The sequence below is a fragment of the Nonomuraea sp. NPDC049480 genome (assembly GCF_044465905.1).
In the GTDB taxonomy this organism is placed as follows: Bacteria; Actinomycetota; Actinomycetes; order Streptosporangiales; family Streptosporangiaceae; genus Nonomuraea.
This window is the reverse complement of the sequence record NZ_JBITMD010000022.1, coordinates 58,220-81,376: the sequence shown is the minus strand read 5'-3', so window position 1 is coordinate 81,376 and position 23,157 is coordinate 58,220. Positions and strand designations below refer to the sequence as shown.

Here is a 23,157-nt window from a genome sequence, read left to right as displayed (position 1 = left end):
TCGGGGCCAATTCGCCATGACCGTCGTCGCCTGGCCACTGGCTGCGCATTTCGCCGAGAGCGTCCCCAAGCTGGTGCTGCGCAGCGCCCTGTTCGTGCTGGGCAGACCGCTCACCGCCGCCTTCACAGGGTTGGTGGTGGCGGTCGTGCTCTGCGTCTACTACGTCATCCCCGGCTTGGTCCCGGTCTTCGGGTTCGTAGCCCCCGCCTATCTCTCGTTCGCCCACCTGTGGTCGACACGAGTACTCCCTCGCCCAAGGAATCCTTCATGAGTCAGGTCGTCCCCGCCATCATCAATCTCGACGTCAAAGGGCCGGTGATCAACCGTCACCTCTACGGCCATTTCGCCGAGCACCTGGGCCGCTGCATCTACGGCGGCTTCTACGTCGGGGAGGACAGCGACATCCCCAACGCAGCCGGCATCCGGCTGGACGTCGTGGAGGCGCTGCGTGCCCTGAACATCCCCAACCTGCGCTGGCCCGGCGGCTGCTTCGCCGACGAGTACCACTGGATGGACGGCATCGGGCCCAAGGAGCAACGCCCGGTGATGGTCAACACACACTGGGGCAACGTCGAGGAGAACAACCACTTCGGCACCCACGAGTTCATGGCGCTGTGCGAGCTGCTCGGCGCCGAGCCGTACATCAGCGGCAACGTCGGCTCAGGCACGGTCAAGGAGATGAGCGACTGGGTGGAGTACCTCACCCGCGACGGCGACTCGCCGATGGTGCGCCTGCGCAAGGCCAATGGCCGTGAGGAGCCCTGGCGGGTGCGCTTCTGGGGGCTGGGCAACGAGGCGTGGGGCTGCGGCGGCCACATGAGCGCCCAGCAGTACGCCGCCGAGGCACGGCGGTACGGCACCTACTGCCGCGACCACGGCGACAACAAGCTCTACCGCATCGCCGCCGGCGCCAACACCGACGACTACACCTGGACCGAGACGCTCATGAAGCAGCTCGGCGACCTGGGCTGCGCCTACCGGCCCCAGCCGTTCTACCAGGCGCTCTCGCTGCACTACTACACCATCCCGGGCACCTGGCAGGACAAGGGCGACGCCACCGTGTTCGACACCGACGACTACTACGCCACGATGGTCCAGGCCGCCCGCATCGACGAACTGCTCACCGGCCACTCCAACGTCATGGACTGCTACGACCCGGGCAAGCAGGTCGGCCTGGTGGTGGACGAGTGGGGCACCTGGTGGAACGTCGAGCCGGGCACCAACCCCGGCTTCCTCTACCAGCAGAACACCCTGCGCGACGCGCTGGTGGCAAGCCTGCACTTCGACATCTTCCACCGCCACGCCGATCGGCTGGCGATGGCCAACATCGCCCAGACGGTGAACGTGCTCCAGGCCATGATCCTGACCGACCCCGACTCCGGGGCGCTCGTCCTCACGCCCACCTACCACGTGTTCGAGATGAACAAGGGCCACCAGGACGCGGCCTCCTTGCGGGTCGACATCCCCTCGGGGGTGCCCGCCCGTGAGGTCGGGCCGGCTTCGCTGGCGACCGTGTCGGTGTCGGCGAGCCGCAAGGACGGCAAGGTGCTGATCTCGATCTCCAACCTGGACGCCGACGAGGCTGCCGAGATCTCGCTCGACCTGCGCGGCGGCGCCGTGGCCGGCGTACGAGCCCGGATCCTCACCGCCGAGAAGCTCCAGGCCTGCAACACCCCCGAGACGCCGGACGCGGTCGCCCCGCGCGCCCACGACCAGGTCACGGCCACCGCTGGTGGGCTGCGGGTGCACCTGCCCGCGCACTCGTTCGTCACCGTGGAAGGACGCCTCGCATGACCGCGTCCGAGCGCATCACCATCGACGTCGGCGCCCACGAGGGCGTCGAGGTCGCCCCGGACCTGTGGGGTCTGTTCATCGAGGACCTCAACGACGCGCTCGATGGAGGCCTGAACGCCGAATGCGTCCGCAACGGCGACTTCGAGTTCAACGCGGACGACCATGACGGCTGGGACGCGCTGACCGCGTGGAGCGCCTACGTCGTGCACCGTGCCGAGGTCCGCACCGATGCCCCGATCCATGCGAACAACGCTCACTACCTGCGCCTGACCGGGCCGGTGACCCTGGTCAACGACGGATGGGACGGCATCGGCACCACCACAGGGCAGGCCTTCCGGCTCTCGTTCTTCGCCCGCACCGGAGCGGAACCGGCGAGCCTGTCGGCCGCCATCCGTTCTCGTGACAACGACCTCGCTCGCGCGGAGGTCACCGTGCCGCCGGGCGGCTGGCACCGATGCGAGACGACCCTCACCGCGGTCGCCGGCGGCCGGGGCAGGCTGCGCATCGACATCCCGGCGGGGCTCGTCGTCGACCTCGATCATGTCTCGCTGCGGCCCGCCGGCCCCGACGGCGAGCCGCTGACCTTCCGGCCCGACCTGCTTCAGGCGCTGAAGGACCTGCGGCCCAGCTTCATCCGCTTCCCCGGCGGCTGCGTCGCGCACGGGCTCGGTCTGGACAACATGTACCACTGGAAGACCACGGTCGGCCCGCGCCACGAGCGCGTCCAGCTGCCCAACCTTTGGGGTTACCATCAGTCCCGCCAAATCGGCTACCTGGAGTACTTCGAGCTGTGCCAGGCCACCGGAGCCACCCCGCTCCCCGTGGTCGCGGCCGGAGTGTGCTGCCAGAACTACCCGGGCGGCGCCCAGTCGATCGACGACGACGCCATGGACGCCTACACCCAGGACGTCCTCGACCTCATCGAGTTCGCCAACGGCCCGGCCGACACCCCGTGGGGCGCGCGCCGGGCCGCCCTCGGCCATCCCGAACCGTTCAACCTGCGCTACCTCGGGGTCGGTAACGAGGACGAGATCACCGACGACTTCCGCGACCGCTATGCGCGCATCGAGGACGCCGTACGCGAGCGCCACCCCGAGATCTGCGTGATCGGCACGTCGGGTCCGCAGTTCTTCGGCCGCGACTTCGAGGCCGGTTGGGCGTTCGCCCGCGAGCGCGGCACCGCGATGGTCGACGAGCACGGCTACCGAAATCCGCGCTGGTTCCACCAGAACGTCGACCGCTATGGCGCCTACGAGCCCGGCCCTCAGGTCTACGTGGGCGAGTATGCCGCGCGCAGCAACACGATCCGCTCGGCGCTGGCCGAGGCCGCCTACATGATCGGTCTGGAGCGCTACCCCGGCGTGGTGCGGCTGGCCTCCTACGCACCCCTCCTGGCCAGGGTCGGGCACGCTCAGTGGGTCCCTGACCTGATCTACTTCACCGCCACCGAGGTGCTGCCCTCGGCCTCGTACCACGTCCAGCGGATGTTCTCGCAAGAGCGCGGGACCAGGCTCCACCCCGTCACGCTGAGCGGCGTCGAGCCGGAGCCCGTGACGCTGCCGGAGACCGGCTCGCTGCGGCTGACCTCGCCGGGCGCGAGCGTCGACTACACCGACGTCGTGCTCGACGGCCTCGTACGGCAGCCTGTGACCACCGGATCGAGCGGAGAGCCCGTGGAAGTCGGCGGCATCGACCCCGCCGCGGCGACGCTCGAGCTCACCGCCACCAAACGGGCGGGCGGCGAGGGGTTCGTCGTCGAACTGGGCGGTGACAGCTATCTGCAGGTGCACGTCGGGGCCTGGGAGAACAAATCCACCCTCGTGATGCGTGGCGACGACGACATCACCAACGACGATCACGGGCCGCTGCGCTGGCAAGGCATGCAGACCGGCATCCCGGTGCGCGTCAAAGTACGTCTGGACGGCGCACGCGTGCGCGTGCGGATCGACGACGAACTGCGGCACGACTACGAACAGGACCTGCGGCCCGAGCACCGGGTGGTCGTCGGCGCGGCCTCGCGCACGGCGGCCGACGGGACAACCGAGTACGTCATTCGCGCCGTGAACGCCCATCCCATCGCCCGCGTGGCGTCGATACGGCTCCCCGAGCCATTCGGGACGGCGGTGGCCACGGTGACCACGCTCGCCGGCGCGAGACCCGACGACGGCCTGCCCTTCACCTCATCACCTGTGACTCCGGTCGCCGCCACGGCCGCCGGCGACACGCTGAACCTACCGCCCTGGTCGTTCGTCACGGCGGTCATCAGGAGGGTCCCTTGATCATCGAATCCGGCCCGCATGAGATCCTGCACGTCGAACCGTGGGGCCCGCATGCCTTCCGGGTCCGCTCCGCGCCGCACGCGATCAGGAACGACCTGCCCGGCGCGCTCACCACCCCGCCCGCCGGAGCGCAGCCGGAGCAGCGGGACAGCGCCATCGTGAACGGCCGGATCACCGCCGAGATCGAGTCCGGACGCCTCCGCTTCCTGCACACCGAGACCGGCAGGGAACTGCTCGCCGACAAGCAGCCCTACGTCGCGCACCGGGGCCCGCGCGTGCACGCCCCGCTCGGAGACGGCAGCCACCGCCTCGAGCAGCACTTCCGCGCCTACGACGACGAACGCCTCTACGGCCTGGGACAACACCAGCACGGCCTGCTGGACCAGAAGGGCTGCGTGATCGACCTCGTCCAGCGCAACACCACCACGACCATCCCGTTCCTGTTCTCCTCCCGCGGATACGGACTGCTGTGGAACAACCCCGCCATGGGCAGGGTGGAACTGGCACGCGACGCCACCCGCTGGGTGGCCGATTCCGCGCACCAGATCGACTACTGGATCACGGCAGGCGACTCGCCCGCCCAAATCATGGCCGGCTACGCCGACGCCACCGGCCACGCCCCGCTCATCCCGGAGTGGGCGACCGGGTTCTGGCAGAGCAAGCTGCGCTACCGCACACAAGCCGAACTCCTCGCCGTGGCCAGCCGCCACAAGGAGCTGGGTCTGCCGTTGTCGGCGATCGTCGCCGACTACTTCCACTGGGCCCGCATGGGGGACTGGAGCTTCGACCCGGAGTTCTGGCCAGACCCCGAGGCGATGGTCAAGGAGCTCGACCACCTCGGCGTCAAGCTGGTGGTGTCGGTCTGGCCGACCGTGGAAGCCGACAGCGACAACCACCCCGAGATGCGCGCGGCCGGGCACCTGGTGGGCAGCGTGGAGGGCGGCCTGCTCACCCAGGACTGGCCGGCCAAGGGACGCGGCGAGAGCTTCCTGCCCTCGGCCTACTACGACGCCACCGCCCCCGACGCCCGGCGCACGCTCTGGCGGGAACTGCGTGAGCACTACGTCGAGCTGGGCGTGGAGGCGTTCTGGCTGGACGCCGGCGAGCCCGACCTGATTCCGCGCAAGGCAGAACAGGCGCTGTACGCCGCCGGCCCGGGACGGCAGGTCGGCAACATGTACGGCCACTACCATGCCGCCGGCGTCCACGACGGCCTGGCCGAGGCGGGCGTCGAGCGGCCGCTGTCACTCGTGCGCTCGTGCTGGGCGGGCAGTCAGAGGTACGGCGTCGCCCTGTGGTCGGGTGACATCCGGCCCACCTGGGACGCGCTGGCCACTCAGGTCCGCACCGGGCTGAACGTCGCGCTCAGCGGCATCCCCTGGTGGAACACCGACATCGGCGGCTTCCACGGCGGTGGCCCCTCCTCGGAGGAGTATCGGGAGCTGCTGATCCGCTGGTTCCAGTTCGGTACGTTCTGCCCGGTCATGCGCCTGCACGGGGTACGCGAACCATCCGGCCCGTTCACCGCCGAGCAGACCGGCGCGGACAACGAGGTCTGGTCCTACGGCGAGCGCGCCTACCAGATCCTCCGCGAGCACCTGTTCCTGCGCGAACGGCTCAGGCCGTACCTGATGACACTGGCCGAAGCCGCGCACGAGCGGGGCGAGCCCGTGCTGCGCCCGCTGCTGTTCGACTTCCCCGGCGACGAACGGGCCTGGAGCGTGGACGACCAATTCATGCTCGGCCCGGACCTGCTGGTCGCACCCGTGCTGGCCCCCGGCATGGCCGAGCGGAGTGTCTACCTGCCGCAGGGCACGCGCTGGGTGGAGCTCGCCACCGGCCACATCCACGACAGCGGGACAGTCGAGGCCGCCACTCCGCTGGAACGCATCCCCGTGTTCGCCCGCGAGGGCAATGATCACCTGCTGTGAGGCGGAGCAGGCTGAAGGCGCCGGCGGCCCGCAGTCTCGCCGGGTGCTGGAGCTTGCACCCCAGGCGCGCCGGCTCGCCTTGCATCCGCCGACGCCCCCACCTCGGATTGTCCGCGGCCACGGCCAGGATCAGCTTCCTGACCGGCGCCTGCGTCGACCAAAGGCCGGCATCCTTGGACCGCTCGGTGCGAACCAGCACGACGATCAGCTCCAGGACCCCGCCGAACGATCATGTAAGCGAGGAACAACAGGACCTCGCAGGACTCCCAGACCGGCTCACGCCGCCGCAGACAAAGCCCCAGCTCACACCCCGGGCTCGAAACTCCGAGCGGCACACCACAGGGCAGCCTCGCTCGTGATTCGTTCCAGCACCGATCACCGCACTTGGCCCGCCGGCCACGGTACGGTCCGTGGCCGGCGGGCCAACCCGCACGAGGCCTGCCCCGGCCGCACCCGGATCCCCCGTCTCCACCAGCGTTTTGATGCACTATTGGGGGAGGAAAGCGCAGATGAGGGGTCCAAGATGCGCCAGCGAGCCATGCTGCCGGGACTCCTGCTCGCGGTGTCCGCCGTGAACGTGCTGATCTCGTCGTTCACGGCGCTGCTCGGCAACGTGGCAGGCGCCGGGTCCGGTCACCAGCGCCGGCTTACCAGGGCGCTGTGCAGATGGCGCGGCTGCCCGGGACACCCGCAGGTGCGCCGCAGGCGCGGAAGCGCAGGTTCGGATCGCTCGAGGTGCGTGCGGCGGGCGTGATGACTTTCTCGCCGTCCCATCGCGCTTCGAACGGTCCGCAGTAACCCCATGTCCTGCCCCCGTCCGTGGTCACGTCGAGGGTGACCCAGTCGCCCTTCTTCGCGCCGGAGAGCTGGGCCCAGCCGTGCTGGATGCCCTGGATGTTGCCGTACATCAGGTTGAACTGCGGGCGCCCGTTGGGCCCGCCCCACCGCACCATGCGGGCGGACGACGGGGCGTTGCCGGTGTAGTGCCACCAGCCGCTGCAGTCGATCGGCCCGGCCGCCGCCCTGGTGGCGTGCGCCTGGGCCGCCACGCTCGTCGCCGACAATGGCGTCGCCGACGCGCTTGGAGCGGTCACGAGGGTGCCGGTGACGACAGCCGCCGACGCGATGGCCAGTCCGAGATACCTCTTACGCATGTCTCCCCTTGTGTTGAGCGGAGCTCTGATGATCCGCGGGATTTCCGCGGCCCCCTTGCGGCCATCACGCTAGGCGCGGGTGCTGTCGTCGGACCGTCGTCCCGCTGACGCCGGCATGACGTGGACCGTACGGGGACCGCAAACCGCAGGTGGGTGTGTTTCGGCTGGCCGTCTGGTCGGCTTCGGGTGGCGTAAATGGTGGCGAACGCGGATGGACGCCGATCGTGCTGCAAGGTAGAGGGTGCGAACGGGGCGATCACGCCGTTGGGGACGGCGCCGGATGCGTGAGCCAGGCCGCCCCGGACGGAGACGCGGAGAGGGCCAGGATGGAGACGGGTACGGGGATCCGGTTAGGCGTGCTCGGACCGCTGGAGGTGACGTGCGACGGTCGGCCGGTACGGCTCGCCGCGGCCAAGCAGCGCGTCACCCTGGCTGCACTGCTGGCGTACGCCGGCCGGCCTGTGTCGTCGGACCGGCTCGTCGCGTACCTGTGGGAGGAGTCCCCGCCCGTGAACGCGCGGGGAGCGTTACAGACCCACGTCGCCAGGCTGCGCCGCGCCCTCGGCGACGCGACAGGCGCCTCACCACGAACCGGCGCCACGGGCGCCGGGGGGCCGGCGGCGCTGATCGAGACCGTGGGCGAGGGGTACGTGCTGCGAGCCGACCCGGACACGCTCGACGCCGAGCGGTTCCGCGAGCTGGCCCGGAAGGCCGCGCGGGTCGGCGAGGCCGAGGACCATGTCCAGGAGAGCGCGCTCCTACGCGAGGCACTGGACCTATGGCGGGGCCCGGCCCTGGCCGACGTCCCGTCGGAGCCGCTGCGCCGCGAGGTGGCGCCGCGGCTGGAGGAAGAGCGGTTACGCCTGCTGGAGCGGTGGTTCGAGCTCGAGTTGCGGGCAGGTCGGCACGAGCAGTTGGTCCTCCGGCTGCGGACCGCCACCTCCGAACATCCGTTACGGGAGCGGCTGTGGGAGCAGCTCATGCTCGCCCTGCGCCGCTCCGGCCGCCGTGCCGAGGCGCTGGAGGCGTACCGCCAGGTCGCCGGGCTGCTGCGGGATGAGCTCGGCATAGACCCGGGCAACGGTCTGCGCCGCCTCCACCGGGCGGTGCTGAACGACGATCCGGACCCGCTCGCGGCCGCAGAACACGGCCTCGCGCCGGAGGTACGGGAGGAAGACACGGCGTCCGCCGCGGGGACCCTTGTCCGGAGAGGTGCCGCGCCGCAGGGGCGGCGGGCGCCGCAGCAGTTGCCGTCCGACATCGCGCGGTTCACCGGCCGCCGGGCGAGCCTGGCGGAGCTGTACGGCCTGCTTCCTGACGATCTTCCTGACGATCTTCCTGACGACGGTGGCGACAGGCCCATTGTCATTGCCGCGATCGGCGGCGCCGGCGGCGTCGGCAAGACTACGCTGGCCGTGCACTGGGCCCACCAGGTGCGCGGCCGGTTCCCCGACGGGCAGCTTCACCTGGACCTGCGCGGGTTCGGGCCGGGCGAGCCGGTGGAGCCCGCCGCCGCCCTGGAGGCGATGCTGCGTTCCCTGCACGTGCCGGCCGACCAGATCCCCGACGGCACCGGCGCCCGCTCGGCGCTGCTGCGCAGCACGCTGGCCGGGCGGCGGATGCTGGTGCTGCTGGACAACGCCCGCGACACGGCCCAGGTGCGGCCCCTGCTCCCCGGTTCCGCCTGCCTGGTGCTTGTGACCAGCCGCAACCGCCTGTCCGGGCTGGCCGTACGCGAGGGGGCCCGGCACGTTCTTCTCGGCAGGCTGCCTGCGGCGGAGTCACGGGAACTGCTCGGCAAGATCCTCGGAGGCGCGCGCGTCGCCGCCGAGGCGGAGGCGGCGGACGAACTCGCCCGGCTCTGCGGCCACCTGCCGCTGGCGTTGGCGATCAGCGCCGAGCACGCCACGCGGCGGCCCGGCGTGCGGCTGACCGACCTGGTCGCCCAGTTACGCGACGAGCGGACCCGCCTCGACGTGCTCGGCCTGGACGACGATCCGGAGGCGAGGCTGCGCGCGGTGTTCGCCTGGTCGTATCGGGCGCTCGCCGCGCCGGCCGCCCGGGCGTTCCGCCTGTTGGGGCTGCACCCGGGAGCGGAGTTCGGGCTCGGGGCCGCCGCCGCGCTGATCGGGGTGCCGGTCTCCGAGGCGCGGCGAGTGGTGGAGACGCTCGCCGACCGAGGCCTGCTGGAGGCCGCCGGCACCGCCCGGTACCGGTTCCACGACCTCATGCGGGTGTACGCGGCCGAACGCGCAGAGGCCGAAGAGCCCGCGCCCGGCCGCGAAGCCGCCGCCCGGCGCCTGCTGTCGTGGTACCTGCACACCGCCGGCCAGGCGGATCTGGTGCTGAACCCGGAGCACCGGGGCCTCCCGCTGCCGCCGCCTGAGCCGTCCTGCGAGCCGTACACCTTCTCCAGCCACGACGACGCGCTGCTGTGGCTGGAGAGCGAGCACGCCAACCTCACGTCGGCCGCGCGCCGGGCCTTCGAGCTCGGCATGTGCGACATGGCGTGGCTGCTGCCGGTGGCCCTGTGGAGCTTTTTCAACCTGCGCAAGCACTGGGACTCGTGGGTGAGCAGTCACGAGATCGCGATGGAGGCCGCGCTGCTGCTGGGCGACGGACACGCCGAGGCGTACGTGCGCATCAGCCTGGCAGTGGCCCACTGGGACCGGCGCGGGTTCGGCGACGCGCTGCCCCACGCTGAGCGGGCGGTGGAGCTCCAGCGCGATCTCGGCGACCAGCGGGGCGAGGGCCACGCCCTCAACACGCTCGGCCTGATCCACCGCGACCTCGGCGCGCCGGAACGGGCCATCGCCTGCCACCGGCGGGCCCTGGCCATCTTCACCGATCTCGGCAACCCGTGGGGCGAGGGCATCGCCTCGGCGGGGCTCGGCCGCGCGTTCCTAGGCCTCGGCCGTCCCCGCCTCGCCCTCGAACACCACCTCGCCGCCCTGGCCGCCTTCCGCGCCATCGGCAACCCGTGGGGGGAGGGCATCGCGCTGACCGACCTCTGCCTCACGTACGCCGAACTGAGCGAGCATGAGGAGACGATCGCCTGGTGCGCCCGCTCACTGGAGCGCAGCCGAGAGACCCGCGACCGCAACACCGAGGCCCGCACGCTGCACATCCTCGGTCAGGCGCTGGCGGCGACGGACCGGCCCGCAGCGGCGCTGGATGCCTGGAGGGAGGCGCTGGAGATCTTCGACGAGCTGGCGGACAGTCAGGCGGCCCAGGTGCGCGCCGCCATCGCCGCTGCGGAGAAGCGGCCGTTGATGCTCCGCGGCGACACGTGAATGCCCTGTGCTCCAGGTCCGGGCATCGCCGAGCACAGCCTGGATCCGCGCAGCGATCTCAGCGTGACTTTGTGGATTGTGCGGCACTGCTCATCCGTGCTCCCCTCTGGATTGATCACATTGTTGAGCGAGTGAGTCCCGCGTAGCCGGGGACGATGAGCCCGGGGCGGCCAACCGGGGCGACCGCCTGGAAAGGTTCATGCCCTCGACCGACCGACCCTGCCCGGCGCCGGGTCTGGGGTCACCCGCTACACACGCCACGGACACGGCGATGAGTTTGGAGTCCTCACCAGGCCGTGAACGTTCGTGATCACCGCACCAGTCCGGTCGCTGCCTGTCGGTCCCCGCGGATGAGCCGTTGGACTGCCTCGGCCTCTTGCCGAGACATACCGATGAGCCGCTTCTGATACTCGGCCTCGGAAAGCAGGTTCTGGATTGTGAGTCTGGCGGCGTGAAGATCGACTTCCTGTTTCAGGACCTCGCGTTCCGGAAGGTTGCCGAGCTTCGCGCGTGCCACCAGCATCGCATGAATGAGGCCCGGGCGCCGGGTCGGGGAGCAACATCGGCGGCACAGCCGAACGCTCCATCATGGGAGGCTCATCGGAGGTCTGGGCGCGGTCCTGATCCCAGACGAAGTCTTGGCCGGCGGCCGCGCCGATCTCCAGCAGCACGTGCAGCAGCTCCGCCACGGCGCCCACGGCGTCGCTTCCGCCTGACCTGCATCGTGGTGCCCGACCCCGTCGCCGGCGCACCGATGGCGGTGCTCGCCACTCCCGGCCCGCTCTTCGGCGACCCGCCGGTGGCTATGAAGACGGAACGTCCCCCCGTCCTGCCGAACAGGGGGACAATGTACCGCCGCGTCTCACACCGGGCGCTTGAGACCCGATTCGCCGTCGGCCAGCACCATGGCCCCTTGCGGTGATGGTGCTTGCGGCTTGCGGATCACGGTAGCCGCATCCGCAGGAGTGATGCCCAGCGCCAGCACGGCGGCCAGGCCGGCGGCTAAAGCGGCGGCACGGCGAGTCCAGGTACGGGTCTTCATACGGCTCTCCCAGTCGGCCGGTGATCACGACAGTACTGTCCACCAGCATCAGTGCTACATGCCCGCCCGTCCACCCCAGAATGGCCGAGTGGTCACAAGCGGACAGGCCCTCGCACCCGCAGACGTTCACGACGGCTACGGGCTCGCGTCAGTCTTGGTCCAAGAGATCAAGACCGGTATCCGAAGGTGCCCCGTGAGGTCAGCCAGGATTCGATCGCTACCGCCCTGGCTCTGGACGGCAAACTCGACGATGAGACGCGCGAGAAGTTCCTGGAGAAGGTCTTCAGCCCCGCTGCGGCCCCCTCGCACTGATCTGGCCGCCGAGCCGCGGGTGGGATTGGCGGCCGCGGACGCGGCGGCGGCCGAGCTAGGGATCTCACGGCGTCAGGTGTACGTGCTGCTGGGGCGGTGGCGGGCGGGCGAGCGCGTCGTGCCGGACCTGCTGCCCAGCGCTCCAGCGGCGGCCGGAAGCGAGCCCGGTTACCGGCGGCGGATCGAGGCGCTGGATCCGGCGGCCGTGGTAACGGCGCGGGAGGGCGCCGACGGGGCGCGCCGCCTGCCGCGGTCACTGAGCGCGTCCCGAATGCTTCTCCCCAGATCCGTGTGAGCGTCGCCGCCTTCCAAAGATGCGACGATAAGCTTTCTGATCAGCAGGGCGTCCGCGTCAGCCATCGCTCAGGGGCCGCTCTGACGGGCGAAACGCGGCTCGGAGGGATCCGCTGCGTCGCGGCGAAAGATTTCTCCGGGGCCGTGTCGATCCACGGGCCGCTCGTTCGACGTGTGGGTGCGAGGGCCGAGGGGCGGCCCCGCCGGACGAGGAGAACGCGATGCCGAAGTACCTGCTGATCATGCGGGGCACCGACGAGTCGAACGCGGCCATGATGGCCGACATCGACGAGATGATGGCCACGACCCGCCAGTTCATCGAGGAGATGGTCAAGGCCGGCGTTCTCCTCGCGGCGGAAGGACTGGACGATCCGGGCCAGGGCGTCGTGGTCGACTTCAGCGGCGAGGCCCCGGTGGTCACGGACGGGCCGTACGGCGAGACCAAGGAACTGTTCGGGGGTTTCTTCCTGCTCGACGTCGCCTCGAAACAGGAGGCGGTCGAGTGGGCCAAGCGGGTCCCGGCGGCCCCCGGGTCCAAGATCGAGGTCCGGAGGGTGCCCGGGAGCGACGAGGTCCCGCAGGTCGACAAGTGATCACCAAGGACTGGGCCGGGCGCGAGAGCAACGGCCGGATCTGATGGGTACGCCCGATGTCGAAGCCGTCTGGCGGATCGAGTCGGCGCGGATCGTCGCCGCGCTGACCCGGTTCACCGGCGATTTCGGGCTCGCCGAGGACGCGGCCCAGGAGGCGGTGGCCGAGGCGCTGGTGTCGTGGCCGCTCGCCTCTCCGGCGAATCCGGCCGGCTGGCTGATGGCCACGGCCCGGCGGCGGGCGATCGACGCCATCCGCCGCCGGACCGCCCTCCAGGACCGATACGCCCTGCTGGCGGCCGGCTCGGCGGTTGACGAGGAAATCGATCCCGACAAGATCGATGACGACGTGCTGGCGCTGATGTTCGTCAGCTGCCACCCGGTGCTCTCCCCCGAGGCCCGGGTGGCGCTGACCCTGCGCGTGGTCGGCGGCCTGTCCAGCGAGGAGATCGCCCGCGCGTTCCTCGTATCCGTGCCGACCGTGCAGGCCCGCATCACCCGGGGCAAGAAGACGATCGCGGCTGCCGGGGTGCCGTTCGAGCTGCCGCCGGCCGCCGAGCGCCGGGAGCGGCTGGGCGGCGTGCTCAGCGTCCTCTATGTGATCTTCACCGAGGGGTCGACGGCCACGTCGGGCGACCGGCTGCTGCGCCCCGACGTCGCGTACGAGGCGATCCGGCTGGCCCGCACGCTGGCCGCGCTGCAGCCGGACGAGCCGGAGGCGCACGGCCTGCTGGCGTTGTGCGAGCTGACGGCCGCGCGTTTCCCGGCCCGGACCGGCCCGGACGGTTCGCCGGTCCTGCTGGAGGACCAGGACCGCCGGCGGTGGGACTTCTCGGCGATCCGCCGTGGGCTGGCCGCGCTGGCCAAGGCATCGACTCGCGGCCTCGGCCCCTACGGCCTGCAGGCCGCGATCGCCGCCACCCACGCGGCGGCGCCCTCGGTCGAGGCGACCGACTGGGACCGGATCGTGGTGCTCTACGAGGCACTCGGCCGGGTCGCACCCTCGCCGGTGGTCGAGCTCAACCGGGCCGTCGCCGTTGCCATGGCCTCGGGCCCGGCGCAAGCTCTGGCCATCGTGGACGAGCTGATCGCCTTGGACCGGCTCCCCGGTTCGCATTTGGTTCCGACCGTACGCGGGGAGCTGCTGGCCCGACTCGGACGGCGACCGGAAGCGCGCGCCGAGCTGGAGCTGGCGGCCCGGCTGTGCGCCAACCAGCGCGAACGCTCAGTGCTGCTGCGCAAGGCGGCCACGCTGAGCTGACTTCTCCAGCTCGGCCAGCCGGGACTCAAGCGCGGTCCGGATGCCGTCGATCGCATCGGCCCTGACGGCCGGATCCCCCGAATGCGGACGGCGGGAGCGCGGCGAACCCGGGGAGAAAACTCACATCGTGGCGCTGATCAACAAGTGGCGCTCGTTCTCGCGAACAAAATCACCTCGGCGCCGGACGGCGCTCGCCCAGCTCGTACCTGGCCTGTGATCGCTGTAGCTTGGTAACCCGAGCTGTTCGACAGCGATGAGTCGGCAGTCGGTGACTCAGGGGCTGCCGCGGCGTTGTGAAGGTTTCGGCCGCGGTCGGTGCAGGGCATCGATGTGCGTCAGACTCCGGATCCCCGGCGTGTCAGGTGGCCGGCCAGAGCGCAACGTTCGCACGGCCAGGTCGTCGCTGAGGGAATCAGTGGAACCGGTCTGGCCGGCAACCGGCGAGCTCGGGGGCTGGTAACCCGGTGAGGATCTCGGTAGCGGCAAGGCGGCCGGCGGCGGCGGCCAGGGTGATCGCCGAGTGCATCACGGCGACGTACAGACCCCGGGTGCCGGCAGGCCGGCCGATGATCGGTTCCCCGTCGGCAGGCATCGGGCGCCAGCCGATCTCGACGGAGACAACCTTCGTGCCGCCGGCTCCGGTGAAGGAAGCAGCGAACCGGTCGCGGACACGTCGGGCGGTCCCGAGCAGCGCGGCCTGGTCCGTCTCGCCGCTGTACGCCGTGGGGGCCAGGACCGTACCGTCGTCGAGCTGCCGGACCTCCAGCGACGGCGTCGCGACGATCGTCCGGACCAGGCCCGGCGCTGCGCGCAACCGGACAAGGACGGCGGGCGACGGCTCGACGGGCAGGGTGATGCCGATCCCGGAGCACAGGGCAACCGTGCCGGTACCGGCGGCCAAGACGACGGTCTCAGCGGGAACAACTCCGGCGGTCGTCTGGACGCCGCTCACCGTGCCCGCCTGGTGGTCGAGGGCAGTCGCCAGCGTCCCCGTCAGCAACCGCGCGCCCCGGTCGCGCGCGGCGGCGACCAGGAGATCGGTCGCCGCGACCGGGTCGAACGCCGCATCTTCCGGGCGATGGATGGCCACGACCGGGGGATGGAGCAGGTGCGGTTCCAGCGCTCCGGCATCGTCCGTGCGCGGCCCCGGGGTCTCGTCGAAGCCGTCCCAGCTGAGTGAACCCGACCAGCGGATCGACAATTCGGGAAGCTCCGTCTCCAGCCGCCGGTACTCGTCCAGTGCGAGGTAGCGCAGCGGCGCCGAGGGCAAGTCGCTGGCGAGCGGTCGTCCGATCCAGGCGAAAGAAGCGCGGGTGGCGCCTGAACCAGGCAGGCCCGCATCGATCAACGTGACGGGTCGGCCGCGCCCGGCCAGGTGGTACGCCAGCGACGCCCCGATGATGCCGGCGCCGACCACGACGATGCTGCGATCCGCCATGCCAGTGTTCTAGCAGGTGAGGCACTGCCACGACACCGGGTATCGGCCACCAGACGCGACTCATCAGGTTCGGGCGAGGACTGCTGGTGGGGCTTCGCGGACGAGTTGGAGCCAGGTGCTGTTGCGGGCAACGAGGACATCGGCCGACGACCTCCCCAGAGAGCTGATGCGTGAACTGATCAGACATAGTCGCGGCGCCCAGCGGCCCCGGCGGCCGGCTGCGGATCCAGCCCGCCACCGGTGGCCGCGCTCAGTCGCCGGCCAGGGTCCCGCCCAGAGGGGTGCGCTCGTAGCGCACGGATCGGCCGGTCCGCGTCCGCGTGACCAGGCCAGATTCGCGCAGCACGGCCAGGTGGCCGCCGACTGCGCCCAGGCTGAGTCCCAGCTGGCGGACCAACTGCGTGGTCGTCGCCGGCACCGCGAGCGCCCGCAGCACCTGCGCGCGGTGCGGGCCGACCAGCCGCGCCAGCGCCGCCGCACCGCCCTGCGGGGGCGGCGGCCCGAGCAGGTTCGCGACGCCACGCGCCGGATACACCAGGGCGTACGGCCAGGGCGGCTCGACGTAGCTGATGAGGGTGCCGAAGACGGTCGGCATCAGCAGCAGTCCCTTGCCGCCCAGCCGGTGCCGCTCCCACGCGTTCCGGGGGCCGGTGCGCACCTCGATCACACCGTCGGCTCCCTCGGAGCGCCAGCCCACCCGCGGATCCAGGTCGGACAGCGCCGCGGCCCAGCCGTACATGGCGAGGTGCCCGGCGCGGTGCACCAGGTCGCGCTCCAGCACCGTACGCAGCCGCGGCCAGTCGGGCTCGACCAGCGCGTGCCAGGTCGCCTCGATCGCGTCCGAAAGCCGGGTGAGCACGTCCGGGGCGGCCAGGATCCGCTGGACGTGGCGGGGCGGCGTACGCAGCCCGACCAGGTTGCGGGCGATCTCCGCGCGAACCTGGCGCAGCGGGGTCGCTCGCACCGCGGCGAGTTCGACGGCGAAGTCGTCGCCGGGGCCCGAAGGCGGAGGATGGATGAAGTCGGCGTTGTAGCCGCCGCGGCGGAACAGCGTGGTCAGCGCCCCGACCGCGGGCGTCTCGCAGAGCAGCCGCGCGTACCGCGGCGCGATGCGCTCCGCCCAGGGCCGCAGCGGCCCGGCCGGCTGCTTGCCCGCCGCGACCCGCAGCGCGTTCATTGCTTCACCCAGCGGCGAGATCGCGTAGCGGGTGTGCGCCACGTCGACCGGCCCGACTTCGATGGCAAGCATCTTTCGCCTCCACGCGAAAGCTTAACGCTGCCGCCTGCACCGCCCAGAGACTGGCCCGCATGACGACGCTCCAGGCCGCACCGGCGCGGGCCACCTACCGCGAGGTGTTCGCGGTGCGCCAGTTCCGCGTGCTGTTCACCGGCTACACGCTCTTCCTCGGTGGCGAGACGGTGAAGATGCTCGCGCTCTCGGTGACCGTCTACGCCGGCACCGGCTCGCCCCTGCTGGCCGCGCTGGCCTACGTCGCCGGCTTCCTGCCTTACGCCCTCGGCGGCACGCTGCTGCTGGCGTACGCCGACCGGTGGCCGCCGCGGGCGGTGATGGTCGGCTACGACCTGGTCCGCGCCGCGGTCGCCGCTGTGCTCGCCGCCGGGCTGCTCTCCCCCACCGCGATGCTGGTGCTGGTGTTCGTCACCGGCATCCCCAGCGCGGTCGCCTCCGCGGCGCGCAGCGCGCTGCTGCCCGAACTGCTCGACGGCGACCGGTACGTGCTCGGCCGGGCCGTGTTCTCCATGGCCGCCGGCGGCACGCAGGTGCTCGGCTTCGCCGTGGGCGGGATGCTGATCGCGGCGCTCGGCCCGTACGGCGCGCTCTGGATCACCGTGGCGAGCTGCCTGCTGTCCGCCGCGCTGCTGCGCTTGCGGCTGGCCGAGCAGCCGCGCCGCGGCACGGCCGCAGGGTACGCGGTACGCGAGACCTGGCGCGTCAATCGCGAACTGCTGCGCCGGCCGGCGATCCGTTCGCTGCTGCTGGCCCAGTGGCTGCCGCCCGCACTCATGGTCGGCGCCGAGGGCGTGCTCGTCCCGTACGCCGTCCAGATCGGCATGCCGGACTCGGCCGGGCTGCTGTTCGCCGCCGTGGCGCTCGGCATGCTCACCGGCGACCTCGCGATCGGCCGGCTGGTCACTCCGGAACGAAGGGAACGGCTGGCCGGGCCGCTGGCGCTGCTGCTCGGCGCGCCGCTGCTCGGGTTCGTGCTCTCGCCCCGGCCGGTCATCGCGGCGCTGCTGCTCGCCGTGTCCGGGTTCGGGGTCGCGTACCAGCTGGGGCTGGCCCGGCGCTTCCTGAAGGCGGTGCCGGAGGCGAACCGAGGCCAGGCCTTCGGGCTGGCGCTGACCGGGACCATGACGTTGCAGGGGCTGTTCGCGGCCGGCGGCGGGGCGTTGGGCGAGGTGTCAGCGCCCGGCCTGGTCGTCGGCGCGGCGGGCGCGGCGTCCCTGCTGGCCGTGTTGGGTCTCTGGCGCGTGCTCGCGTCGCCGGGGGCGTAGCAGCGCATGAGGAGCGGCCGATGTCGGAGGAGGGTTTGGTCAAGGTCGCCTCCGGTGCGCCCGGGACTGCGAAACAAGGCCGAGAGACCCGGCCACGGGCACGTTCGACCCCGCACCAGTCTGAACACCACGAAGGGCTTCGGGCCGAAGTGGGTGCGCGGCTGGAACCGCGCCTTCACCCTCGAAGGCATCGGCCTAGGTGGCGACGAGCTGGCGGGTGATGCTGGGATCGCTGATCCTGCCGTGCTCGGTACCCCGGCGGGCGATGATCGGCTTGACCCCGGTGGCCCACACCATCCGCCGGTCTATGCCGACCGGGGCTACGATCACGGCGAACAGCACCTTGGGTCGTCGACCGGGGCCGGCCGCGGCGGCCCCGCACCGGCGGTATCGAGCAGAGCAGCGGCCATCCCCACCGACTTCACGCAGGACATCGACCAGCAGCCCGGTCATCTCACACGACGAGTCACCCGGTTCGTCCGGTGAGGGCGTGCATGTTCACAGGATCTTTCACCTCCTCGATATCTGCCGTGCCGGTTTGTCGGTGAGGCGATCTATTGTCCCGGCCATGACTTCAGCGACGCAGGCGTACACGTACGCCGCGCCCTCCTCCCTTGTCGACGGTCGTCTCGGATTGGCGACCTCCGGCGGGCGGGCCCTGTCCGGCCCGGCCGTGGCCCCCCGGTTCTTCAGCGGCGTGGTGACCCAGGCGGCCCCCGCCGCGGCGGCCCTGCTCGGCGTCGCCGACGTGGCGCTGGCCCGCTACCACCAGCCGCAGGCGCGGCCCGGCTGGGTGCGCGACCCGGTGGTGACGTGCAACGGAGACCGGTTGCGGTTCGAGTCGTTCTCGGCCTGTGGCGGCGTGTACGCCCGGCTTGATCTGCTGAACGGCGCGCTCGACGGCGAGGTGTTCGACCGGGGCACCACCAACGTCGACGTGAACGCGCCGCTCCGGGAGGCGCTGGCGCGCATCGGCGCGCGTGACCCGTTGCACCTGGGGGTAGGACTCGACGAGCTGGTCGTGACCACGACGGACGGCGCGGTGGTGGAGAAGAAGGTGCCGCTGCCCGAGCGCTGGTTACGCGGATTCGCCGAGGTGCAGGTCATCGCCTCGGGCATGGACCAGCGCGGTGAGCTGACCGGCATGGCGGCGGTGCGGTTCCTGCGCGGGCTGCCCAAGAAGGGCACGGTGTGGGTGGCGCAGGCGGGGCGGGACCTGAAGGTCTCCGACCGTCAGGTTCCGGGCTCGGTCCAGCTCGCCGGCCCCAACCGGCTCGGCACCCTCCTGCCGCTGCTGCGCTTCGCGAAGTCCCTCCGGGTGTACGGCCCAGCCGACGCCGCCTCCAGCGCCTGGGAACTGGAGCTTCCCGGCATGCGCTACACGCTCACCCTCTCGCCCGAGCGCTGGCGCGGCTTCTCCGGCGAGGGCGCGGTGCTCGACGACCTGGCCACCGACGAGGCCGAGAACGACGCCGACGTAGTGGGCATGCTGCTCAACTTCGAGCCCGAGGTCGAGATCGGCCTGCTGGCCGACCGAGCGGGCATCCCCGCCGACCGGGTACGGGCCGCGCTGACGCAGCTCGGCGTCGCCGGCCGGGTCGGCTACGACCTGTCGGAGGCCGCCCACTTCCACCGTGAGCTGCCCTATGACAAGGACAACGTGATCCTGCTCAACCCGCGGCTGGCCAAGGCGCGCAAGCTCGTCGACGCGGGCGCCGTGCGCCTCGAAGGCGATTTGGCCACCGTCCGCACCTCGGGCGGCGCGCGCCGCGTCTCGCTGGCCGACGGCTCCTGCACCTGCGAGTGGTGGTGGGACCATCGCGGCTCCCGTGGGCCGTGCAAACACGTGCTGGCCGCCCGGATCGTCGCCCGCGCCGCCGTGGAGGTCTCCCGATGACCCTCTGGACGGAGCTCTGCGACCTGGTCACGCGCAACCAGGTCACCCGCCTGGCCGACCGGCTGGTCACGCTCACCGAGGAGGAACGCGCCGAGCTGGGCGGGCAGTTGCCCGGCCTCGTCAAGGAGCTGCGCCGCGCCCGCACCGAGCAGGTGCGCGCCCAGCATCCCGACGACTTCGAGGAGATGGCCTCCTGGGAGGTCGGCGACCTGCTCGACGAACTGGCCGGCGCACTGCTGCTGACCGGTGTCGGCGTCATCACCGGCCCGGCGGCCGCCGTGACGTGGATGACCGGCCGCGACGTCAACCGCCGCTGGGCCGAGGACCCCGACGTCGCCCAGGTGTGCCGGGTGGCGGCCACCCGCCCCTTGGAGTGGCGTCGCGATGTCGCGGTCCGGCTGGCCCGGCGGGTGCGCCGTCCCGCCGACCGCATCGCGCCGCTGGCCGTGGCGCTGCTGCGTGAGTCCGGCGCCGTGCCGCCCGACCACGATCCGCTGGTGGCCGCCTGGCTGGCAGCACCGAGCGTGGCCGGTGACCCGCTGACCCCCGTGCTGCTGCCTCGTGTCTTCGCCGCTGACGGCGCGGGCCGCGCCCTCCGTGACGAGCGGCTGGAGCCCCGGCCAACCCGCTGGTTGGCCGCCGCCGCCCGCGAGCTGCCCCGGGAGCAGGTACTCGACGGTTGCGTGAGCCGTTTCCTTCGCGGCGGCGAGGCGCAGGACCTGCGGTTCTTCGTCCGGCTGCACACGCTCCTCGACCCCACGCCCGCGGAGTCCGCGCCTCGCCTGCGTGACTACCTGCGGTTGTTGCCGTCGGCTCCGGGCACGGTCGCCGAGCTGGCCGCCGGGCAGGTGCGCGGGGCGATGCCACTCGACCATGCCGACCTGGTCGAGGCGGTCGACGCGCTCACCTTCCGGGCCGAGGCCAAGCTCGCCGTCACGGGCCTGCGCTGGCTCGACCAGGCGATCCGGGCCACGCCCGAGGCGGCCGCCGACTTCGTGACCGCGCTGACCACGGCGTACGCGCACAAGTCCTTCGACGTGCGCAACCGCGCGGTCGAGCTGACCTTGAAATACGACGGTCTGTTCGCCGACCACGCCGAGGCGATCCTCGACGGCGTCCACCACCTCTCCGCCGACCTGGGCGCGAAGCTGGCCGAGCGGTTCGGCGGGGAGAACCCGATCGAGGAACTGCTGGAGCAGAAGGAGTTCCCGCCGCTGCCCGAGCTGCCGGAGGCGCGGCGGTTCCCCGAGCCGTCGATCTTCCCTGACTACCACGAGCGCTGGATCGACCAGGAGCGCTGGCTGGCGGCCTTCGTCGCCGGGATCGCCGACGACCGGGCGGAACTGCGCCGCAATCTCAAGCCCCACGTCGAGCAGGACCAAGGCTACTGGCGGTCCGGGGAGGTGCGCCTCGGCCCCGACGACTGGCAGTCGGCGCTGTCCGCCGAGCTCGTCACCCCCGGCAGTGTGCCGGAGCTGCCGCCGATCGGGCCGGAGAAGTTCTGGGACGGCGGGAGCCACTCCGTGCGAGTACGCGTCCTCACGCGTGGTGAGGAGCCCGACCCGGAGCCGTCGCCCCGGCGGATCACGGTGGGCGGCGCCTACCGGCCTGGCCGCTATCTCGACGACGACACCCCGCTGCGCGCCTTCTTCATCACCTGGACCAGCGACGACGGCCCGGACGGGGCGGTGGCCCACGAGGGCGACCGGCAGATCCCCTTCGCTAGGGGCCGGATCCACCTGTACGGCTCCCCCACCGACGTCGAGCAGCCGCGGTATTACGGCGCCGACGACGAAGAAGAGGACGAGGAAATCGACGACAGACTGCCGGATCGCCTCCGTCCGGCGCGGACGAGACCCGGCGTCTTGTACGACGACTCCGTGGAGGCCATGCCGTCCTTCATCCTCGACCGCGCCTACGAGCGCATGGCCGAGCTCGGCGTGGACCCCGCCCGGATTGCGGCGATGCGGGCGGAGGAGCAGGTACCCCCGCCAGGCCCAAGCGAGCCGCTCGTGGAGGTGACCGTCGTCTTCGTCCCGCCCCGGCTGCGTTCCTTCATGCCCAAGGAGCTGCCCGAGCACGACGAGTGGCGGCGGCGTAACCAGCTGCCCCACCCCAATCACGTCTCCCCGCCCCACGACTTCCTGCTGCACCGCTACGCGGAACTCGCCGAGGCCCTCCGCGACGGCACTCTGCCGCCGGTGCTGCTGGCCACGCCGACCTGGATGAGCGGCCACCTCGACCCCGACGTGCTGATCGACCGGCTGGAGACCTGCGCCGCCGCCGGCGTGGAACCGCCCCCGGCCGACCTGGCGCAGGCGCTGCTGCGGTTGCCCCGGGGCAGCCACCGGGCCGCGGCCGACCGGGCCGCCAAGGTCGACTCGGAGGCGGCGCGCTCGGCCGCCCGCTGGCTCGCCGGTGACGGCATGGCCGACCCCGAGTGCGGCCACGTGTGGCGCCACATGGTGGACGCGTCCATGGTCGAGTTCGGCGACGGCGAACCGGAACACTTCACCGAGGTCAGGCTGCAACCGGTGTTGCGCGTGACGGCCCCGACCGGCCATCGGCTGATCGACGAGGTGCTGCTGCGTCAGCCGTTCGATTGGGCGGTCGACGAGTTCGGCGGCACGCTCCGGGCGTGGCCCGCCATGATGCCCTCGCACCGCGAGATCGTGGCCGTCAACTTCCTGCCCTTCCTGCTGCGCGGCCGCTGGGACGCGGGGGTGACGCCCACGGAGATCACCGGCCTGGAGATCGCCCAGGGCCCGATGGGCGAGTCCACGGCGGTGATCCTCGCCTTCCTTCTGGCCGACAGCGTGCCCGACATGATCCCGCTGGTCCTGAGCATGGCCGCAAGGGGCGAGCTGCCCGCCGAGGCGATCGGCCGCCAGCTCGCGCTGGTGCTGCGCCGCACCTGGCGGGAGACCCGCCCCGCCATCGCGGCCCTGACAGAGCTGGCCGACGCCGGCGGCCACCACGAGGTGTGGCGCATCCTGCGCACCCTGCTGCCCGGGATGCTGCCGGGCGAGGGGCAGCGCATCACCGTGACCCACGCCGAACTCGTCGCCTTCGCCGCCGACGTGGCACGCTGGACCGGCGCGCGCGGGGAGATCCCGGTCATCGGCGAGTTCGCGCGGAGTCGCCGGACGATCCGCTTCGTCCACGAGTGCAAGCGCCTCCACGCTCAGCTCACCGAAGCCACGTCATGACCTCTCACGAGGACCTGGAGGCCATCCCCTGGAGCTCCGACGGTCTGGTCTACCGGCCGCTGCACCTCAAGCGAAGACCAGCTGAGATGGACGATGATCAGATCACCACGATCGGCTGATGCTACGCGTGCAAGCGCATGTTCGCC

Annotated in this window: 18 protein-coding genes and 1 pseudogene; 13 read left to right on the top strand and 6 right to left on the bottom strand. The window is 71.6% G+C overall.

The window, feature by feature from the left end; all coding sequences use genetic code 11:
• Positions 1 to 16 precede the first annotated feature (16 nt).
• From ACIBX3_RS44275 to ACIBX3_RS44260, 4 genes are read left to right on the top strand one after another with little or no spacing between them, the layout of a single operon-like run.
• Positions 17 to 271 carry a hypothetical protein gene (locus tag ACIBX3_RS44275; RefSeq protein WP_397126624.1) on the top strand — a complete coding sequence of 85 codons (255 nt, stop codon included), beginning with the start codon at positions 17 to 19 and terminating at the stop codon, positions 269 to 271.
• Positions 268 to 1,794: an alpha-N-arabinofuranosidase gene (locus tag ACIBX3_RS44270; RefSeq protein ID WP_397126623.1), complete on the top strand. Its 1,527-nt coding sequence runs from the start codon at positions 268 to 270 to the stop codon at positions 1,792 to 1,794. The genes ACIBX3_RS44275 and ACIBX3_RS44270 overlap by 4 nt, the downstream gene beginning before the upstream one ends.
• Positions 1,791 to 4,073, top strand: a complete 2,283-nt coding sequence (locus tag ACIBX3_RS44265; RefSeq protein ID WP_397126622.1) for an alpha-L-arabinofuranosidase C-terminal domain-containing protein — start codon at positions 1,791 to 1,793, stop codon at positions 4,071 to 4,073. Before ACIBX3_RS44270 ends, ACIBX3_RS44265 begins: the two co-directional genes overlap by 4 nt.
• Positions 4,070 to 6,004 (top strand): TIM-barrel domain-containing protein, encoded by a 1,935-nt coding sequence (locus ACIBX3_RS44260; protein ID WP_397126621.1) that lies wholly within the window; start codon positions 4,070 to 4,072, stop codon positions 6,002 to 6,004. The genes ACIBX3_RS44265 and ACIBX3_RS44260 overlap by 4 nt, the downstream gene beginning before the upstream one ends.
• Positions 6,005 to 6,651: 647 nt before the next feature.
• Here ACIBX3_RS44260 and ACIBX3_RS44255 read toward each other — a convergent pair.
• Positions 6,652 to 7,158 (bottom strand): hypothetical protein, encoded by a 507-nt coding sequence (locus ACIBX3_RS44255; protein ID WP_397126619.1) that lies wholly within the window; start codon positions 7,156 to 7,158, stop codon positions 6,652 to 6,654.
• A gap of 326 nt (positions 7,159 to 7,484) precedes the next feature.
• Between ACIBX3_RS44255 and ACIBX3_RS44250 the strand changes: the two genes are divergently transcribed.
• Complete coding sequence (locus tag ACIBX3_RS44250; protein ID WP_397126618.1) at positions 7,485 to 10,451, top strand: BTAD domain-containing putative transcriptional regulator; 2,967 nt, start codon at positions 7,485 to 7,487, stop codon at positions 10,449 to 10,451.
• A gap of 310 nt (positions 10,452 to 10,761) precedes the next feature.
• On the opposite strand, the gene ACIBX3_RS44245 is transcribed toward ACIBX3_RS44250, so the two are convergent.
• Entirely contained in the window at positions 10,762 to 10,974 is a 213-nt protein-coding gene (locus ACIBX3_RS44245; protein ID WP_397126617.1) for a hypothetical protein, read from the bottom strand.
• A gap of 339 nt (positions 10,975 to 11,313) precedes the next feature.
• Positions 11,314 to 11,493, bottom strand: a complete 180-nt coding sequence (locus ACIBX3_RS44240; protein WP_397126616.1) for a hypothetical protein — start codon at positions 11,491 to 11,493, stop codon at positions 11,314 to 11,316.
• Between the two features lie 186 nt (positions 11,494 to 11,679).
• Here ACIBX3_RS44240 and ACIBX3_RS44235 point away from each other — a divergent pair, with 186 nt between their 5' ends.
• From ACIBX3_RS44235 to ACIBX3_RS44220, 4 genes and pseudogenes are all read left to right on the top strand, one after another.
• Positions 11,680 to 11,805 (top strand): hypothetical protein, encoded by a 126-nt coding sequence (locus ACIBX3_RS44235; RefSeq protein ID WP_397126615.1) that lies wholly within the window; start codon positions 11,680 to 11,682, stop codon positions 11,803 to 11,805.
• 19 nt (positions 11,806 to 11,824) lie between these two features.
• Entirely contained in the window at positions 11,825 to 12,100 is a 276-nt protein-coding gene (locus ACIBX3_RS44230; RefSeq protein ID WP_397126614.1) for a hypothetical protein, read from the top strand.
• Positions 12,101 to 12,320: 220 nt separating this feature from the next.
• Positions 12,321 to 12,736: pseudogene (locus tag ACIBX3_RS44225) on the top strand (YciI family protein).
• Positions 12,736 to 13,950, top strand: coding sequence for an RNA polymerase sigma factor (locus tag ACIBX3_RS44220; RefSeq protein WP_397126613.1), 1,215 nt, complete (start codon positions 12,736 to 12,738; stop codon positions 13,948 to 13,950). The pseudogene ACIBX3_RS44225 and the gene ACIBX3_RS44220 overlap by 1 nt, the downstream one beginning before the upstream one ends.
• A gap of 412 nt (positions 13,951 to 14,362) precedes the next feature.
• Here ACIBX3_RS44220 and ACIBX3_RS44215 read toward each other — a convergent pair whose 3' ends face one another.
• Together ACIBX3_RS44215 and ACIBX3_RS44210 are read right to left on the bottom strand one after the other, a co-directional pair.
• Positions 14,363 to 15,388, bottom strand: a complete 1,026-nt coding sequence (locus ACIBX3_RS44215) for an NAD(P)/FAD-dependent oxidoreductase (RefSeq protein WP_397126612.1) — start codon at positions 15,386 to 15,388, stop codon at positions 14,363 to 14,365.
• Between the two features lie 250 nt (positions 15,389 to 15,638).
• Positions 15,639 to 16,637: a helix-turn-helix domain-containing protein gene (locus ACIBX3_RS44210; RefSeq protein ID WP_397126611.1), complete on the bottom strand. Its 999-nt coding sequence runs from the start codon at positions 16,635 to 16,637 to the stop codon at positions 15,639 to 15,641.
• A 59-nt stretch (positions 16,638 to 16,696) separates the two neighbouring features.
• On the opposite strand from ACIBX3_RS44210, the gene ACIBX3_RS44205 reads away from it, so the two are divergent.
• Positions 16,697 to 17,905, top strand: coding sequence for an MFS transporter (locus ACIBX3_RS44205; RefSeq protein WP_397126609.1), 1,209 nt, complete (start codon positions 16,697 to 16,699; stop codon positions 17,903 to 17,905).
• 195 nt (positions 17,906 to 18,100) lie between these two features.
• Here the strand turns inward: ACIBX3_RS44205 and ACIBX3_RS44200 are convergent, their stop codons facing one another.
• Positions 18,101 to 18,235, bottom strand: coding sequence for a hypothetical protein (locus ACIBX3_RS44200; RefSeq protein WP_397126608.1), 135 nt, complete (start codon positions 18,233 to 18,235; stop codon positions 18,101 to 18,103).
• 238 nt (positions 18,236 to 18,473) lie between these two features.
• On the opposite strand from ACIBX3_RS44200, the gene ACIBX3_RS44195 reads away from it, so the two are divergent.
• From ACIBX3_RS44195 to ACIBX3_RS44185, 3 genes are read left to right on the top strand one after another with little or no spacing between them, the layout of a single operon-like run.
• Positions 18,474 to 19,802: an SWIM zinc finger family protein gene (locus tag ACIBX3_RS44195; protein ID WP_397126607.1), complete on the top strand. Its 1,329-nt coding sequence runs from the start codon at positions 18,474 to 18,476 to the stop codon at positions 19,800 to 19,802.
• Positions 19,799 to 23,011 (top strand): DUF6493 family protein, encoded by a 3,213-nt coding sequence (locus ACIBX3_RS44190; RefSeq protein WP_397126606.1) that lies wholly within the window; start codon positions 19,799 to 19,801, stop codon positions 23,009 to 23,011. The genes ACIBX3_RS44195 and ACIBX3_RS44190 overlap by 4 nt, the downstream gene beginning before the upstream one ends.
• Positions 23,008 to 23,130 carry a hypothetical protein gene (locus ACIBX3_RS44185; protein ID WP_397126605.1) on the top strand — a complete coding sequence of 41 codons (123 nt, stop codon included), beginning with the start codon at positions 23,008 to 23,010 and terminating at the stop codon, positions 23,128 to 23,130. The genes ACIBX3_RS44190 and ACIBX3_RS44185 overlap by 4 nt, the downstream gene beginning before the upstream one ends.
• Positions 23,131 to 23,157: the final 27 nt, after the last annotated feature.